Here is a 15,611-nt window from a genome sequence, read left to right as displayed (position 1 = left end):
CCCAATAGCCATTGATTGCGATTTTTCTGAAAATTGCAGAATTTTTGGTAAGAAAACTTCACTATACCGCAAATGCGACTGACTTTGTTTGCTCTTTGCCTGATGGCCTTCTCCTTTCGCCCTGACAAACCGGCCTACCGACTGTATACATCCACGTTGAAAGCAACGACCTACGCGAAGCTTCTTCATCAGGCTACCGAAGCCGATGTGGTTCTGTTTGGCGAGTTGCACAACAACCCCATCTGTCACTGGCTCGAACTTCAACTCACTAAAGACGTACAGACGGCAAAAAAAGGAAGTTTGGTACTTGGCGCGGAAATGTTCGAAACCGACAACCAAACCGCCCTCAGCGATTATATTCAGGCTAAAACGACAGCCAAAGAACTCGCCACACAGGCCCGGCTCTGGCCAAATTTCACAACCGACTATAAACCAATTACCGATTTTGCCCGTGAGCAACATATTCCGTTCATCGCCACCAATGTACCTCGCGTTTATGCCCGACTAGTGTCGCGCCAGGGGCTGTCGGCACTCGACACACTTTCGGCCGATGCCAAACGCCAGATAGCCCCCTTACCGCTGACTGTTGATCTTACGCTGCCTGGTTACCAAGCCATGATCGACATGATGGGCAATGCTTCACACAGTGGAACAACCAACCCGCAGACAACGACCAGCAGCAAAACACCCAGCGACATGGCTGCCAATTTTGCCCGTGCCCAGGCAATTAAGGATGCGACCATGGCCTATTTTATTTTGCAAAACCACCAATCAGGCCAGACGTTCCTGCATTTTAATGGCGACTATCACTCCAAAAATTTCGAGGGTATTGTCTGGTATCTGCGACAGAAACAGCCCGATCTGAAAATTATGACGATCTCTTCCGTCGAAGTACTTGATGTCAATAAGCCAGCCGCCGAAAACCAGAACCTGGCCGATTTCCTGATCACTATACCTGTTGACATGACCAAAACGTATTGATCCTGACGGTTAATAAGTTTTTAAGATGTATGGCTTTGTTTCTGGTTCTTTCTTCAGACGTATTCGACCAACACCATGCTCAAAGACTTATTCAATCTACGTGGTAAAAATGCACACGGTCAATAACCTCTCACCCGGTGTCGTCGAAACGCCCCGAACCGACGAACCAACCCCACCCATTCCTGACGACATTAGCCAACGCATGAGCATACCGGTCGGATTCGAAGGCCAACCCAACGACATTGCCGGTATGGCTCTCTTACTTTGTTCCGACGCAGGTCGTTACATCACCGACCAAACCATTTTCGTGGATGGCGGAATGGGACTTTAGCTTTAATGATTGACTTGTTGAATAGCTGAAGCAAGTCGTATTCAACAAGTCAATCATTCAACAAGTCAATCATTAAATACTCCGCTACCAGCGCCCAGCTATGAGCTTCGCAGTGCCAGCGCATCTGAACGATGGAGCGATCGGCAAACCGACGGAGCCAGGGTTGCTGGTAAGCGGTTAACAGGCCAGCAATGAAAAAGTGGAAGGTTTTGACATCTGACTCGATAGTATCCAGCAAGATGGATGGACGCGATTCGCCTAGCCGTTGCAACGCCGTAGCCAGCATACACTGCTCAACTGTATTGGTAGCCTGGCCCAATTCCTGATAAGCATCTGCAATAAGCCGTTCACGAATAAAGGCCAGGTCAGGAATCGGGAAAGCAGCCATCAAGCGAACTATATGGTAGACAATAAGCGATGTACGGGCGTAGTGAGGAGCGCACTGAAACGGTTCAGATCGATAGCGCCCCGTTTCTACGATGGAGCGCAGATAATACAAAGAATCGGCATCATGCTGATTAAGCGGTAAGTTGTAGCGATAAATACAGTAGAGCATATTACTCAATGCACAGGCATCAAAATCGACGCCCATGTTTTTACCAAACCAGGTCGAATAAGCCCGCAAATGACGGTAATCGGGAAAAGTGTTCCGAATCTGGTGGCGCTGGCTTCCATTGGCGTGCTGGCTGAGTTTGTCTTTTAACCACAGCGTATCAGCCGATGATGGTTCACTCGTCAGATAAACCATGGCCGTATCATCGATATCATCGGGAATACGAAAGTGTTCAAACCGACGAAACAGATAGCCATTAGGAAAATGTCGGGACGGTTGCGTTGGCCAGAAGTTGTACGTATTCAATCCGTCTTTATTCCGAAAAATCGGATAGGCCCTTCGCGCCCGCTCGATCATCTGATCGATCAAAGACTGGCTCGTTGGCGATACGTTTTGCCGCAGGTATTGCAGTGTAAAAACCGTAATAGCCGTAAAAAATACATTCGTATCGGGCCGACGATACCCCAGTTGGTCATTCCGGCGAATGGCGGGAAATAAGCCATCATCATCCTGCAAACTGGCGATGCGCCGGATTATAAAATCGATCGTCGGGGAAGCCATAGTTTTGGTAAAAGTACTGTTTCATGTGTTCTCTTTTTCCAGATTAAGATCAGATATTTGCTTCCTGATCCAGTGACCTCTACTCAATGCCAAACCTCATTTTATTCGACGATCCGGTTATACGAACCGCTTTGCTACCCTTTACGTTCACCCGGCCAGTGGCCGACATCCGTGTTGGTATTCTGACGATAGCCGAGAAGTGGGCAACCCGTTTATCGACTACCGCTTCGTTTCTGACAGAACCTTACCTCCAAACAAAATATCCGTTCGTTTCCAGCTCCGACAATGTATACATTAACGGAGCCCTATGCCCTACCGACGAGTTGACGGACGCCGTTAAACAGTTGGCGCTGGGCGAGAGTCTGGTAGCCTCTGATGGTCTACTCCTGGCCTTACGTACAGACCAGACCCTTTCTTCAGGCTCTAGTCTAGCCAATCTGCGGCAACAGGTTACTTTGTTTGAGGCTCATGTACCAACTATGCGTCACCTTTGGAGCCTTATTGCAGCTAATGGGAATCAAATAAGTTCGGATTTCGCCCTTCTTACGGCAGGGCGTAAATCACAACCTATTACCGACCCATTTACCCGTTGCTATGCTCCCGAAAACGTATTTATTGAAGAGGGAGCCGTCATACGAGCCGCTACACTAAATGCCGAAGATGGCCCCATATACATTGGCCGGAATGCCATTATCAGCGAAGGTAGTATCTTGATTGGCCCCTGTGCATTTGGTGAAGGAACTATGGTGCATTATAATGGTAAAATGCGCAAGAATACCAGTGCTGGGCCGTACTGCAAGATAGGGGGCGAAATTGGCAATTCGATCTTATTTGCCAACAGCGGTAAAGGACATGAAGGGTATCTGGGTGATTCGGTTGTCGGCGAATGGTGTAACCTTGGAGCTGGCACCAACACGTCGAACCTCAAAAACGACTATACCAACGTCAAGTTACATAGCTATTCGACCAATGGGCTGGTCGATACAGGGCGACAGTTCTGTGGGCTTATGATGGGCGATTTCACTAAAGCCGGTATTGGCACCATGTTTAATACCGGAACTGTCGTGGGAGTCAACGTGAATGTGTTTGGTAGTGGTCTTCCTCCAAAACATCTTCCGTCGTTTTCGTGGGGTGGAGCCATCAATGGCTTTACAACCTACCGACTGGAGAAAGCCCTTCAGGTAGCCGCAGAAGCGTTCAAACGACGCAATAAAGTATTCGATGATGTAGAGGCAGCGATTTTAGAAGAGATTTTCAGGCTTGAACGTACCCGGTCTATCGACCCTTCAGCTTCTTTTGATTTGTAGGGCCCTCCTCTCCTGAACAGTTCTTCAGGAGAGGAAGTGAACCCAATTATGTTGATTTATGCAATTTTCTGAAATAATCGGTCAGGACGACACCAAACAGTTGTTGCTACGAGCCGTACAAACGAACCATCTGGCCCATGCCCTGCTGTTCGATGGCCCGGAAGGAAGTGCCAATCTGGCCCTGGCTCTGGCCCTGGCGCAGTATGTCAACTGCGAAGATCGGCAAGCGGGTGACTCGTGCGGACGATGTGCATCGTGCATAAAAACCCAGAAGCTCGTTCATCCTGACCTGCATATGGTATTCCCGGTCGCGAATCTGGCGAAAGGCAAAACCTCCGAAGCGTATCTGGCCGACTGGCGGTCATTTCTGCTCGAATCGCCTTATCGTACCTTACCTAACTGGCTCGAATCGGTAAACGCCGATAATAAGCAGGGCAACATCTCGGCCGAAGAAGCCCGTGCTATTTTACAGAAGTTGTCGCTAAAAGCGTACGAAGGGGCCTATAAAATCATGCTCATCTGGCTTCCCGAACTGATGAATACATCGTCGGCCAATGCGCTGCTGAAAGTATTGGAAGAGCCGCCCGCCCAAACACTGTTTTTGCTGGTGACCAATCAGCCCGATAAACTGCTCATCACGATTCTGTCGCGAACACAGCGGGTAGCCATACAGGCCTTTACGGATGAAGAAGTGGCCACTTACCTACGCCAGCATCTGAATTTCGACGAAACCACGGCCCGGCGGCTGGCTTATCTGGCCGATGGGAATCTGGCCGAAGCCCTGAATCGCAGCAAGCAGGATACCGCGTCCGTCGAACAGCACAACTGGTTTGCCGAATGGATGCGTACCTGCTATCGTCAGGATTTAATCGAACTGGTCAAACAGGCCGATCAGTTTGACGGTTTCAGTAAAGAGAAACAGAAAGGGCTGCTGGAATACAGTATTCGGCTCTACCGTGATCTGTTCCTCTGGCAACAGGGTGCCGCCGAGCTGTTACGATTGCCCGACAATGAAATGGCTTTCGTTAAAAACTTTGCCAAAATACTGACAACTAACCATATCGAACGCATTGTCAACGATCTGAATGAAGCGACTTATCATCTTGAACGGAATGCCCGCGCCAAAATGATTATGCTCGATATGTCACTTACATTCAGCCGATTAATTAAAACGAAGCTATAGCACAATAAAGTTTTTTTTACCCAGGCATACACCTCCTACTTTATATCTCTGCAACATTATAACTTTACAGCTCTAGCATGAAGCCTCGTATGTCTAAGCCCAAGAAACTGATTGGCATGACAGACCTTGTCGATTTTCCAGATCTGGAGCTTATGAATGTGCAGGCAAAAATTGATACAGGTGCTTATACATCATCACTACACTGCAAAAAAGTCCGTCTGATTAAGTCGGGGACACAAACAAAATTGCGTTTTTCGCTCATTGGCAAAACAGGCGAGCCCCATCGGGAGTTTTACAGCGACCAGTTCAGCCAGCGTATGATTCGCAATTCGTTCGGAGTCGCCGAAAAACGGTACGTTATTAAAACTCGCATTATTCTCTTTGGGCGCACCATCCGGGCGGAGTTTACCCTCGCCGACCGTGAAAATCTAAAAAACCCGGTACTGCTGGGTCGGAAACTACTTCGCAATCGATTCATCGTTGATGTCTCGCAAAAAAATCTCTCTTATCAAGCTAAGCAACAGTCTATGGTTATCAGCCAGTAGCCGCTAGTACCCTGCTACACATTCTATACGGCTCTCGACTGACAACTTTCTACGACTGACTATCGACTTTCTCACGTTTATGCGTATTGCCATATTATCGGCCAAGCCCGATCTATACTCAACACAACGCCTTCTTGGCGCCATTCACGCTCGGGGCCACGAAGGCTGTGTTATTAACCATCTGAACTGTCAGATGATGATTGAAGGAGGCCGTCCATCGGTCTTGTATGAAGGCGAAGAACTTTCCTCCTTCGATGCCATCGTACCTCGTATTGGCGCTTCGGTAACCGACTATGGGTGCGCCGTTGTTCGGCAGTTTGAAATGATGAACGTCTTCACAACGGGTAAATCGCAGGCCATCATGCGGTCGCGGAATAAGCTACGCAGCTTACAGGTGCTGTCAAAAGCGGGCGTAGGTCTACCCAAAACAATGTTTGCCAATCATCCTAAAAATGGCGACGTTACCCAACTTATCAAGCTTGTGGGTGGCCCACCCGTCGTTATCAAACTGCTGGAAGGTACACAGGGCATCGGCGTTGTGCTGGCCGAAAGTATTAAAACCGCCAAATCGACCATCGAAGCCTTTTATGGTCTGAAAAAGAACGTACTGGTGCAGGAGTTCATTGCCGAAGCTAAAGGTTCTGACATCAGAGCGTTTGTGGTAGGGAGTCGGGTGGTAGGGGCTATCAAACGACAGGGACTCGACGGCGAATTTCGTTCCAATCTCCACCGAGGGGGCAATGCGGTATCGATACAACTCACTGCCGATGAAGAACAAACAGCTATTTCGGCAGCCCGCGCACTGGGGTTGAAAGTAGCGGGCGTGGATATGTTACCTTCCGAACGCGGCCCTCTCGTACTGGAAGTTAACTCGTCGCCTGGTCTGGAGGGCATCGAAACAGCTACGGGTGTCGATATTGCCGCCGAGATCATTGCCTACATCGAAGAAAAAATCAAAGCCGACGAAGGCGATACGGTAGGCGTATAAATTTCGAATGATTGAATTGTTGAATGATTGAATGGGTGGGTTAACTACTTACTACACTGTAAACTAAATTTTCTAGCATTTTCTGTCATTCCGAGAAACAACCAAAAAAATGCTAGAAAGCTTTTATTATACTGTACCCACTCACTCAGTTATTCAGCAATTCAACTATTCAGTCATTCAGTCATTCTATCATTCAAAATTGCCTTATGCCTGCGCTTGACCCTGATCTGAAAAAAGCGATTGTCCGAATGCCGGGTGCGGAAAAAGACAAACTACTTCTGCGGCTTATCACCAAAGATGCTGTACTGACTGAACGACTTCAGTTTGAATTGGTTGAGGGTGGTAAAACCATCGATGAACGGCGGGGCTTAATTCGGGACTTTATTGACCGGACGGCCAAACTCCATGCTGATACGGCTGGCTGGCTCATGATGGACATGCGAACAGTCAGTGGCTACATCAGCCGCCATTTGAAGGTTACGAAAGACAAATACGGCGAGGTCGAGCTAATGCTGTATATGCTCAATACGTTTTATGAGCACAATGCCCATTTGCTCCAGAAATACAATTCACGCACCGATAAAGCCGCTGAGTACATCGCCAAACGAGCCGAACAAGTCTTAAAAAAAGTCGTTAAGCTCAATCCTGACTATTACATTGAATTTGCCGACGACATCAATAGGTTACTCAGTTGGGTACATTACACAGCACCAGCGCATTATGCCCGGCAGTTGGGCTTGCCGAAGGAGTGGGATCTGTGAATAAACAGATGCCCCTTAAACCCTATGATTGAACATAGGGTTGTAGAGTTGACCATTCCATTCACACGTACACATGCAGCAAACGGTTTTAATTACAGGAGGCACTGGCACCATCGGTCGGCGGCTCACTCAGCTATTACAGGCGCAGGGGTATCAGGTGGCACTACTAAGCCATTCCACCAAAACGCTTCCGGGCCTGACAGTTTATAGCTGGGACATTGAAAAAGGAGAGATTGATTTGAAAGCTATCCAAACGGCCGATCACATCATTCACCTGGCTGGCGAAGGCATTGCTGATGGAAGATGGACAGACAGCCGAAAAGAAAAAATTCTGAACAGTCGCATTCAATCAACGGATTTACTGGCAAAGGCACTGGCTGAAAACGATCACCGTGTAAAGTCATTCATTGGTGCCTCAGCCATAGGATTTTATGGGGGCGATACGGGTGATCGGCCTTTGACTGAAACCAGCGAGGGTGGTTCCGACTTCTTAGCGCAGGTGGTACGAGCCTGGGAACGGTCAGAACTGCAAATTGCATCGCTTGGCATTCGAACAGTAATTTTACGAACAGGCGTTGTGCTGACGGCCGAAGGAGGAGCGTTACCCAAAATCGCTCAGCCTATCCGCTTAGGAGCCGGAGCTCCGATTGGCTCAGGGCAGCAATACATCGCCTGGATTCATCTGGACGATATGTGCCGGATGTATAGTCAAGCCTTAACCGATACAACCTGGCAGGGTATCTATAATGCAGTGGCTCCGAATCCGGTCACGAACGAAACGCTTACAAAAAGCATCGCCGATGTGCTGCATCGTCCACTCATACTACCCAATATTCCAGAGTTCACCATCAAGCTACTCTATGGCGAAATGGCCATTGTGGTAACAGGCGGTAATTACGTCCTAAACAAACGCATTGCCGATGAAACGACCTTCACCTATCAATACACTGATTTAAAAACGGCACTGGAGGATTTGTTAACGTAAGGCGGGCGGAAGCCCGTGCAGTCGTATAGCAACATAAGTAAGTCTACTACTGCACGGGCTTCCGCCCGCCTTACAGACTAACTCCACTCCCGGTCTGCCGAATCGCGGGTATTCCAGGAGTCGGTTGGGGCAAACCAGGTGGCCCCTTTCTTCAGGAATTTTTTAGCGACTTCTTCGTTCAGTTCAACGCCCAGACCAGGTTTCTCGGGTACGCGGACAAAGCCTTTCTCAACGATGGGTTTCATGCCCGTTACCAGATCTTCCCAACCTACCACATCAACGCCGTGGTGTTCCAGCGCAACAAAGTTTTCGGTAGCTGCTGCGCAGTGCACGTTGGCCATCATCGAGATAGGCGAACCGGCAAAGTGCATAGCCATTGGAATGCCCGCTTCTTCAGCATAGTCGCCAATTTTTTTGGTTTCCAGCAAACCACCCGACGATGCCAGATCCGGGTGAATCATGTCAACAGCCCGCGCATCAATCAATTTCTTAAAGCCTTCCTTCAGATAAATGTCTTCGCCCGTAAGCGTTGGCGTCTCAATCGCATCCGAAATCTGTTTCCATTGGTCGGTATAAAACCAGGGAACAAGGTCTTCCAGCCAGGCAAGTCGGAAAGGTTCAACAGCTTTCCCGATTTGAATAGCCGTATTCACGTCGAAATGGCCAAAGTGATCGGCGGCCAATGGCGTATCGTAGCCAACAATTTCACGTACTTTTCCAACGTGTTCAGCCAGTCGATCCAGTCCTTTTTTAGTAACCTGAATTCGGGTGAAGGGGTGTTTTGTATTGGCGTAATTTCCCAGCTTACCGGGTTCAGCATCGCTCCATTGACGCTTCACGCTCCAGTTATTTGCATTTACCAGCATACCCGGCTGATCGGCCAGCATACCGATACCAAAGTCCATTTTCAGGAATGTATAGCCCTGATCCCGGCGCTTCTTCATATTCTGGGCAAACCCTTCGTAGGTATCCGCTTCGGGTGTATCGGCATAGAGTCGGATAAAATCACGGTATTTGCCACCCAGCAATTGATAGGCTGGAACGTTATAGGCTTTACCGGCCAAATCCCAGAGCGCCATTTCAACGCCACAGACCCCACCGGCTGCGCGGCTTTGGCCACCAAACTGTTTGATCTGCTTAAAAATCTGCTCAACGTTGCAGGGGTTTTTGCCCAACAGTCGGCTCTTCAGCATCAGGGCGTAGTTAGCGCTGGCTCCGTCGCGTACTTCGCCCCAGCCAACCAGTCCCTGATTAGTATCAATTCGAATGATTGGGCTGGTAAACGGAACGCCTTGCAATACGGCAATGCGCATATCGGTAATCTTCAACTCGGCAGGCTTTGAGTCACGATTTACCTTCTGGGTAATAAACTCCAGTTCCTGATCGACAACATGCGGGCCACCAAGTTTGTCGAACATCATACCAAGAGACAGGCCACCTAATCCGGCGTTGCGGATAAAATCACGGCGGTCAGATGCGTTGCCGGGCGACGACAATCGGGAGAAAATGTTTTTCATGGGAAAAAGTCAGGGTGTTATAGCGATTCACTCATAAAATGAATCAATGGCAGTAATTTACTTATCACAGTGCCTTTTATGTGTAGAATAGCCTTAAACCCCTTTTTTTTCATATGAATAAATTGGCTTTACGTAAAACAATGGTAAAGAGATCGTTACTTACCGTAAGCGCCATCGTTACCTTATGCATTTCAGGCCAGGCCCAGCGCATTGGCTCTTCGGCCGAATACGTTACGGCCCTAACCGCCAATTGGAAAGGTGAGCGTTTTGCCGACGGCCGTCCGAAAGTACCTGATATTGTGCTGGAACGATTACAGAACTGTACGCTGGAGCAAATCTGGGGGTATCTGGGCAACAAAGGCTATCGCAATCAGGTCGAAAAGAACTGGGTCATTCTGAAACCCGGCGAAACCATGACGGGCCGGGTTGTAACGGCGCAATTCATGCCTACCCGCCCCGACCTCGATAGTCTGGTTCGCGCCCAGGGAAAGGCCGAAGGACGTTCGCAAAAGGGAGGCATCAATATCTGGCCAATCGACATTTTGACCAAAGGCGATATTTATGTAGCGGATGGATACGGTAAAATCAAAGACGGGACCTTAATTGGTTCGAGCCTCGGGAACGCTATTTTCGGCAAAACAGGCAAAGGCGTTATCTTTTACGGTTCTATACGCGATATGCAGGAATTGAAGGATACGCAAGGCTTCAACGCCTGGGTAAAAGGGCACGATCCTTCGTACATTAAAGACATGACGCCTACTTCTATCAACGCCCCCATTCGGATTGGTGAAGTCACTGTACTTCCCGGCGATGTGGTTTTCGCGAATGAATATGGTGTCGTATTTATTCCGGCACACCTGGTCGAAGGGCTGGTTTCGGCATCCGAAATGACGGCTTTACGGGACGAGTTTGAACGATATCTTCTCCAGCAGAGCAAATACCCTTCCGGCGAAATACATGGCGACTGGTCAGAAAAGATTAAAGGCGAGTTTAGAACCTGGGTTGGAAAATACCCCAAGAAGCTAGCCGTTACACAGAAAGATATAGAAGCATATTTAGCAAAAGAGGGCCATAAATAAGCCCACAACTAATTTGAAACGGTCATCTCCTGTGTAAAACCTACTTTTGCTCAGGAGATGACCGTTTCAGCATCCCTCCTACTATCTGTTACCTAAAAAGTTGATTTAATGAACTTCCGCCTTGCCAGCGCCTTGTCGCTTCTCATTGCCTGTTTTCTTTCGAACGCCCTGTTCGGCCAAACACTTCCCAAAGAAGAGCTTCTGTTTTTAACCTCTGAATGGAAAGGCGAGCGGTTTCCTGATGGGCGACCCAAAATTTCCGATGCATTGGTTGAACGCGCCAAACACATTGGTATCGACGATGCCTGGACCGTACTGAAAAACGAGGGGTACGTCAATCAGTTTGAAGGGAGCTGGAAACTGATTCACAATGATGTACCCGTGGTCGGTCGTGCCGTTACGGCCATGTTTATGCCCAGCCGCCCCGATGTAGAGAAAAATATTAAAGAACGAGGCATCAGCAAACAGGGCCGCAAAGGGAATACAAATGCCTGGCCAATTGAAACCCTGACCAAAGGCGATGTGTACGTGGCCGATGCATTTGGTAAAATTGGTGGAGGAACCCTTATGGGCGCTACTTTAGGAAACGCCATTTTCAGCAAGACCGGTAATGGTGTCGTATTTCACGGTGCGGCCCGCGATTTGCAGGAACTGGAAAATATCAAGGGGTTCAACGCCTTTGTCCGCGATTTCCACCCATCTTTTCTGGAAGAAATGGTACTTATGGGATTAAATACCCCCATCCGTATTGGGAGTGCGATGGTACTTCCGGGCGATCTGGTTATTGCGCAACGAGAGGGAGTTTTATTTGTACCAGCCCATATGGCCGAGCAGGTCATCAGCACCTGTGAATTTGTTGTTCGTAAAGACCAGTTTGGCTTTGAAGTCGTTAAGTCAGGTCGATATACAACAGGGCAGATTGACAGCCAATGGACCGATGAAATCAAAACCGAATTTCTGGCATGGCTCAGTAAACATCCAGAGCTAGGCACCATGAGCCGGGCTGAGCTTGACAAAATGATGAGCAAGCGAACCTGGTAATCCAACATCCATTTGAACCTGTTATGTAGAGGGACGAGCAGTTTAAGATTAAGAGACTCTAACTCTGGTTAAAGAGGCTTTATTCCTTAGCATGACAAAACACACCGATTGGGAAGCAGTGGTTAAAAGGTTAAACAGGTTCATAATTAAATGGATGCATACTCAATTCGCAAACAAAAAAGCCACCGTTTCGAGCGGTGGCTTTTTTATACTATCGATGGTCAGTTACTAATAGAACTTAGCCCGACGGTCTTCAACTTTAGCAGCGTCCTTAATGGCTTCGTTGATGTAGAAACCGATGCGAGACGAGTTATTTTGTTGAATTTGAGTCTTATACATATTGTAGTCGGCAACGGCCGGAGCAGGTGTCAACGAGGTTGTTTCCATAACCAGCACACCTCCTTCACCAGCAAATGGCTTCGTACGTTTGCCTGGCTTCAGACCAAAAGCTTTACCCAAGGCAACTGGATCAACACCGGCACTACGCAGGAAACCGGTGGCCAGATTAATATCGTCGGCGGTTTCGACCAGCGCACCCGAACCATATTTCTCAGCGATGGCATCGAGTTCGCCCGAAGCGTTACCCAGCTTGCTGATAATTTGTTGCGCTTTTAATTCATTCCGAACTTTAGCTGTCAACTCATTCCGATAATCGTCAACAGTTACTTTATCTTTATCGGTTTTGTTGGTCAGCACAGCAATGACATACTGATCACCTACTTCAAAAGGCTCTGATACATCACCAACATCGGTTTTGTCGTTATACGCCCAACGAACGATCTGACGAACTTCCTGCCCTGTCAGCGCATTGATTTGTGCAGCTCCTTCCGGAATCCGGTCGGCGGTAGCAATTACCAGCGATTTATCTTCTTTAACTTTCGCATCAAATTCTGCTTTGGTATGCACATCGGCAGCAAACTGATCGGCTTTTCGAAGGGCTTCGTCACGCGTGGTCTGGCTTGGGGCAATGGTTTTACCGATAGCTGCTACCCGGTACAGTACGTTCGATTTAGGCTCCGTCACTTTGATGATATGGTAACCAAATTCGGTTTCAACCAAGTGAGGAATCAGCCCAGCCGACGTAGCGCCAAACACAGCCGCTTCGAAGGGTTTTACCATCTGGCCGTTGTTTTTGAAATAGCCCAGATCGCCACCTGCCTGTGCCGAACCATCCTGACTATTTGTTTGCGCCAAAGCCTCGAAGCTGGCTCCACCCTGAATTTGCTTCAGGATACCCTCTGCCCGACGACGTGCATCTGCTTTCGCTGAATCGGCCAACCCTTTGGTCTGAATCAGGATATGGCTGGCACGGGCCGTGAAGTTGGTGTCTTTTTTTGAACCGCCGTACTTATAGATAAAGTACGTGTTGCCTTCGCGGAACGGACCGTAAATACCACCCGGTGCAAACGTCGGAATCGAAGCCCGTAGTTGTTCTGGCATTTCGCCTGCTGTCATGTAGAGCGGCACTCGAACGTCACTATTTTGCTGGGCAAACGTCGAGTCATTTTGGGCAGCGCCGAGGCCACGAGCCAGCGATTTAATTTCGTTATAAAGCGTAGCGCTATCCTCTTTCGATGGAGCCACCGAGAAGGTTACGTACTGAATTGAACGGCTGTCCGAGCCAGGATAATCGTCTTTGTGCTTATTGAGGTATTCTTCCAATTGCGCATCCGTCACTTTCACGGTCGTATCGTTGATCGTGTAGTACGGCACAAACAGGAATTTCACGTTGGCTTTCGTGTTCTGAGCCTGATATTCTTTCTGCGCTTCGGCTGTAGTAGCAAATACCGACAGCCGCATCAGGCCTTCATATTTCTCCCGAAGCCGGTCTGAACTCAGGTTTTTCTCAAAACTAGCCCAGGCAGCCTGTTGCTGAGGAGGCAGGTTTTTGAGCCCTTTCAGGTAGCTGATGATCGAGCTTTTATCGAAGACGCCCGTTTGAGGATTTGTAAATGCCTGACGAACGGCGGGGCTGATGTTGTTACCCTGCACCATATCGACGAGTTCTTCGGATGATACTTTCAGGCCGAGCTTATCGAACTCTTTCTGGTAGGCGATGTCAAACAGAAGCTGATTCCAGGCTTGTTCCCGAATCTGAGTCATTTCCTGATCGGCTGGAGCGCGGCCTGTTTGTTGTTCGTACTGCGCCCGCAACTCGTCTACTTTAGCATTGAAATCCTGATAATCAATCGATTGACCAGCAATCTCACCCACTTTCTGTTGGTCTCCCCCGAACAGTAAACTCCGACCGCCGAGCAAATCACCACCCACAATAAACAGAATCAGACTCACGGCAATAATACCGACGGCCAACCCTGAACGTTCTCTGATCTTATTAATGACAGACATTTCGCTTTTAACAGACAATTTAGCCCGCAAAATAACAATTTTCCTCGCTGGAATACAAGTAGTAACTGTATATCTATCCTCAAAAGTGAGGAGCGGATTCTACACCCCTTAAAGCATAAAAGGTGCCAACTTTTCAGTGAGTTAGCACCTTTCCCGCAAATTTATTGTGTCCGATTACTCTTTCTTGAGCTTCTCCCCTGCCTTATCGAAGGCATCGCCAATATCGCGTCCGGCGCGCTTAAAGCCTTTTTTTACATCCTTCCAGGCATCAGCTGTGGCATTTTTTGCATTATCAATATCTTCCGAAAGCTCTTTACGTTCATCTTCCAGCTTGGCTTTTTGGCGCTCAGTTTCGGCTTTAGCCTTATCCTTCTGCTTATCGGCTTTCGCTTTTAATTCATCAATTTTAGCGTCTAATTTTTCTTTCTGAACCTGCATTTTAGCAACAGCTTCATCCCGTTCACGCTTAAAATCAGCACTAATCTCTTCCGATTTGTCTTTGGCTTTATCGCCAGCTTCTTTCAAATCTTCTTTTGCCTCTTCGGTAGCCTCTTTAGTATCAGCCGAAATGGCATCACCTGTTTTTTCCAGCGCATCTTCCGTACGCGATTCTTTTTTGCCGTCGGAGCCACAAGCCTGCAACAGCGCCAATGAGGCAACGAGGAGTAGCGTACCTGCTACATGTCTGATTTGCGTAAAAATTAACACGGGCTTTTTCATAGTAGTTTGTGTAGTTTGATTTCACAAACCAGTTTGACAAACGATGTGCCAGAACAGGAGGAACCCCTGCAAAGACATATAGCCGAAAGGGGGACACCAATCGGCTATATGTCTTTGCAGGGGTTAGCCTACTTCCAATTAATTGCGCAGCCAATCGGCTTTGTAATCGGCGATTGAACAGGTTTACCTGTCAGCAGACTACCTACGGCCTCATCGACATAACGGCGATGCACACTGGCACTATCCTGTGGGTTGTCGTCAATCGTTCCTATATATTCAAGAAAAAACTGGCCATCTTTCTGGTTCAACACATATACCTGAGGAGTACGGATTGCGCCAAAAGCGCGGGCAATGTTCTGGGTTTCATCAATCACATACGCAAATCCATAGTCTTTTTCCTGAGCACGCGCTTTCATCTTGTCAAACGAATCTTCTTCATAGGCCGCCGGATCGTTTGGCATAATGGCCAGAACAGGGTAGCCTTGCGGAGCAAATTTTCGATCCAGTCCAATAACCCGATCTTCGTAAGCTTTCGCAAACGGACAATGGTTGCTGGTAAACACAACGATTAGTCCTTTTTGCGAACGGTAATCAGCCAGAGAGATGGTCCGCCCATCCACATTTTTCAGGCGAAAATCACCAACAGCATCACCAATATTATAGCCTTTCGGCTGGGCATATACCACTACTGTAGCTGCCAGCATGAGCAG

Annotated in this window: 15 protein-coding genes; 10 read left to right on the top strand and 5 right to left on the bottom strand. The window is 48.3% G+C overall.

The features are described 5' to 3' along the window. Positions 1-72: 72 nt before the first annotated feature. Complete coding sequence (locus B5M13_RS02175) at positions 73-981, top strand: ChaN family lipoprotein (protein WP_080054088.1); 909 nt, start codon at positions 73-75, stop codon at positions 979-981. Between the two features lie 109 nt (positions 982-1,090). After that, complete coding sequence (locus B5M13_RS02170; RefSeq protein ID WP_245859690.1) at positions 1,091-1,312, top strand: SDR family oxidoreductase; 222 nt, start codon at positions 1,091-1,093, stop codon at positions 1,310-1,312. A gap of 49 nt (positions 1,313-1,361) precedes the next feature. On the opposite strand, the gene B5M13_RS02165 is transcribed toward B5M13_RS02170, so the two are convergent. Beyond that, a complete protein-coding gene (locus B5M13_RS02165) occupies positions 1,362-2,426 on the bottom strand; it encodes a hypothetical protein (RefSeq protein WP_080054086.1) in 1,065 nt (354 codons plus the stop codon). An 86-nt stretch (positions 2,427-2,512) separates the two neighbouring features. Between B5M13_RS02165 and B5M13_RS02160 the strand changes: the two genes are divergently transcribed. From B5M13_RS02160 to B5M13_RS02135, 6 genes are all read left to right on the top strand, one after another. After that, entirely contained in the window at positions 2,513-3,733 is a 1,221-nt protein-coding gene (locus B5M13_RS02160) for a putative sugar nucleotidyl transferase (protein WP_080054085.1), read from the top strand. A 58-nt stretch (positions 3,734-3,791) separates the two neighbouring features. Further along, positions 3,792-4,916, top strand: a complete 1,125-nt coding sequence (holB, locus tag B5M13_RS02155; protein WP_080054084.1) for a DNA polymerase III subunit delta' — start codon at positions 3,792-3,794, stop codon at positions 4,914-4,916. 89 nt (positions 4,917-5,005) lie between these two features. Next, the gene (locus tag B5M13_RS02150) at positions 5,006-5,461 is read left to right on the top strand and encodes an ATP-dependent zinc protease family protein (RefSeq protein ID WP_245859688.1); all 456 of its coding nucleotides are present in this window, start codon (positions 5,006-5,008) and stop codon (positions 5,459-5,461) included. A 79-nt stretch (positions 5,462-5,540) separates the two neighbouring features. Next, positions 5,541-6,449 carry a 30S ribosomal protein S6--L-glutamate ligase gene (gene rimK, locus B5M13_RS02145; RefSeq protein WP_080054083.1) on the top strand — a complete coding sequence of 303 codons (909 nt, stop codon included), beginning with the start codon at positions 5,541-5,543 and terminating at the stop codon, positions 6,447-6,449. A gap of 206 nt (positions 6,450-6,655) precedes the next feature. Continuing rightward, positions 6,656-7,210 carry a hypothetical protein gene (locus tag B5M13_RS02140; RefSeq protein WP_080054082.1) on the top strand — a complete coding sequence of 185 codons (555 nt, stop codon included), beginning with the start codon at positions 6,656-6,658 and terminating at the stop codon, positions 7,208-7,210. Between the two features lie 73 nt (positions 7,211-7,283). After that, on the top strand, positions 7,284-8,195 hold the full coding sequence (locus tag B5M13_RS02135) for a TIGR01777 family oxidoreductase (protein ID WP_080054081.1): 912 nt from the start codon (positions 7,284-7,286) through the stop codon (positions 8,193-8,195). 77 nt (positions 8,196-8,272) lie between these two features. Here the strand turns inward: B5M13_RS02135 and B5M13_RS02130 are convergent, their stop codons facing one another. After that, on the bottom strand, positions 8,273-9,712 hold the full coding sequence (locus B5M13_RS02130; RefSeq protein ID WP_080054080.1) for a mandelate racemase/muconate lactonizing enzyme family protein: 1,440 nt from the start codon (positions 9,710-9,712) through the stop codon (positions 8,273-8,275). Positions 9,713-9,852: 140 nt separating this feature from the next. Here B5M13_RS02130 and B5M13_RS02125 point away from each other — a divergent pair, with 140 nt between their 5' ends. Further along, entirely contained in the window at positions 9,853-10,791 is a 939-nt protein-coding gene (locus tag B5M13_RS02125; protein ID WP_080059761.1) for an RraA family protein, read from the top strand. A 108-nt stretch (positions 10,792-10,899) separates the two neighbouring features. Next, complete coding sequence (locus B5M13_RS02120) at positions 10,900-11,832, top strand: RraA family protein (RefSeq protein WP_080054079.1); 933 nt, start codon at positions 10,900-10,902, stop codon at positions 11,830-11,832. 228 nt (positions 11,833-12,060) lie between these two features. On the opposite strand, the gene B5M13_RS02115 is transcribed toward B5M13_RS02120, so the two are convergent. From B5M13_RS02115 to B5M13_RS02105, 3 genes are all read right to left on the bottom strand, one after another. Further along, positions 12,061-14,181, bottom strand: a complete 2,121-nt coding sequence (locus B5M13_RS02115; RefSeq protein WP_080054078.1) for a peptidylprolyl isomerase — start codon at positions 14,179-14,181, stop codon at positions 12,061-12,063. Positions 14,182-14,355: 174 nt separating this feature from the next. Beyond that, complete coding sequence (locus tag B5M13_RS02110; protein ID WP_080054077.1) at positions 14,356-14,901, bottom strand: sll1863 family stress response protein; 546 nt, start codon at positions 14,899-14,901, stop codon at positions 14,356-14,358. A 128-nt stretch (positions 14,902-15,029) separates the two neighbouring features. Further along, positions 15,030-15,605 carry a thioredoxin family protein gene (locus tag B5M13_RS02105; protein WP_080054076.1) on the bottom strand — a complete coding sequence of 192 codons (576 nt, stop codon included), beginning with the start codon at positions 15,603-15,605 and terminating at the stop codon, positions 15,030-15,032. Positions 15,606-15,611 lie beyond the last annotated feature (6 nt).

The organism is Spirosoma aerolatum, assembly GCF_002056795.1.
Classification (GTDB): Bacteria; Bacteroidota; Bacteroidia; order Cytophagales; family Spirosomataceae; genus Spirosoma; species Spirosoma aerolatum.
Note: the sequence above shows the minus strand (reverse complement) of the source record. Positions and strands in the feature narration are given on the sequence as shown.

What these genes read in the sequence shown, in the direction of transcription:
- B5M13_RS02175 (WP_080054088.1), top strand. Translation starts at nt 73, where the DNA reads ATGCGACTGACTTTGTTTGCTCTTTGCCTGATGGCCTTCTCCTTTCGC.
- B5M13_RS02170 (WP_245859690.1), top strand. Translation starts at nt 1,091, where the DNA reads ATGCACACGGTCAATAACCTCTCACCCGGTGTCGTCGAAACGCCCCGA.
- B5M13_RS02165 (WP_080054086.1), bottom strand. Translation starts at nt 2,426, where the DNA reads ATGGCTTCCCCGACGATCGATTTTATAATCCGGCGCATCGCCAGTTTG.
- B5M13_RS02160 (WP_080054085.1), top strand. Translation starts at nt 2,513, where the DNA reads ATGCCAAACCTCATTTTATTCGACGATCCGGTTATACGAACCGCTTTG.
- holB (WP_080054084.1), top strand. Translation starts at nt 3,792, where the DNA reads ATGCAATTTTCTGAAATAATCGGTCAGGACGACACCAAACAGTTGTTG.
- B5M13_RS02150 (WP_245859688.1), top strand. Translation starts at nt 5,006, where the DNA reads ATGTCTAAGCCCAAGAAACTGATTGGCATGACAGACCTTGTCGATTTT.
- rimK (WP_080054083.1), top strand. Translation starts at nt 5,541, where the DNA reads ATGCGTATTGCCATATTATCGGCCAAGCCCGATCTATACTCAACACAA.
- B5M13_RS02140 (WP_080054082.1), top strand. Translation starts at nt 6,656, where the DNA reads ATGCCTGCGCTTGACCCTGATCTGAAAAAAGCGATTGTCCGAATGCCG.
- B5M13_RS02135 (WP_080054081.1), top strand. Translation starts at nt 7,284, where the DNA reads ATGCAGCAAACGGTTTTAATTACAGGAGGCACTGGCACCATCGGTCGG.
- B5M13_RS02130 (WP_080054080.1), bottom strand. Translation starts at nt 9,712, where the DNA reads ATGAAAAACATTTTCTCCCGATTGTCGTCGCCCGGCAACGCATCTGAC.
- B5M13_RS02125 (WP_080059761.1), top strand. Translation starts at nt 9,853, where the DNA reads ATGGTAAAGAGATCGTTACTTACCGTAAGCGCCATCGTTACCTTATGC.
- B5M13_RS02120 (WP_080054079.1), top strand. Translation starts at nt 10,900, where the DNA reads ATGAACTTCCGCCTTGCCAGCGCCTTGTCGCTTCTCATTGCCTGTTTT.
- B5M13_RS02115 (WP_080054078.1), bottom strand. Translation starts at nt 14,181, where the DNA reads ATGTCTGTCATTAATAAGATCAGAGAACGTTCAGGGTTGGCCGTCGGT.
- B5M13_RS02110 (WP_080054077.1), bottom strand. Translation starts at nt 14,901, where the DNA reads ATGAAAAAGCCCGTGTTAATTTTTACGCAAATCAGACATGTAGCAGGT.
- B5M13_RS02105 (WP_080054076.1), bottom strand. Translation starts at nt 15,605, where the DNA reads ATGCTGGCAGCTACAGTAGTGGTATATGCCCAGCCGAAAGGCTATAAT.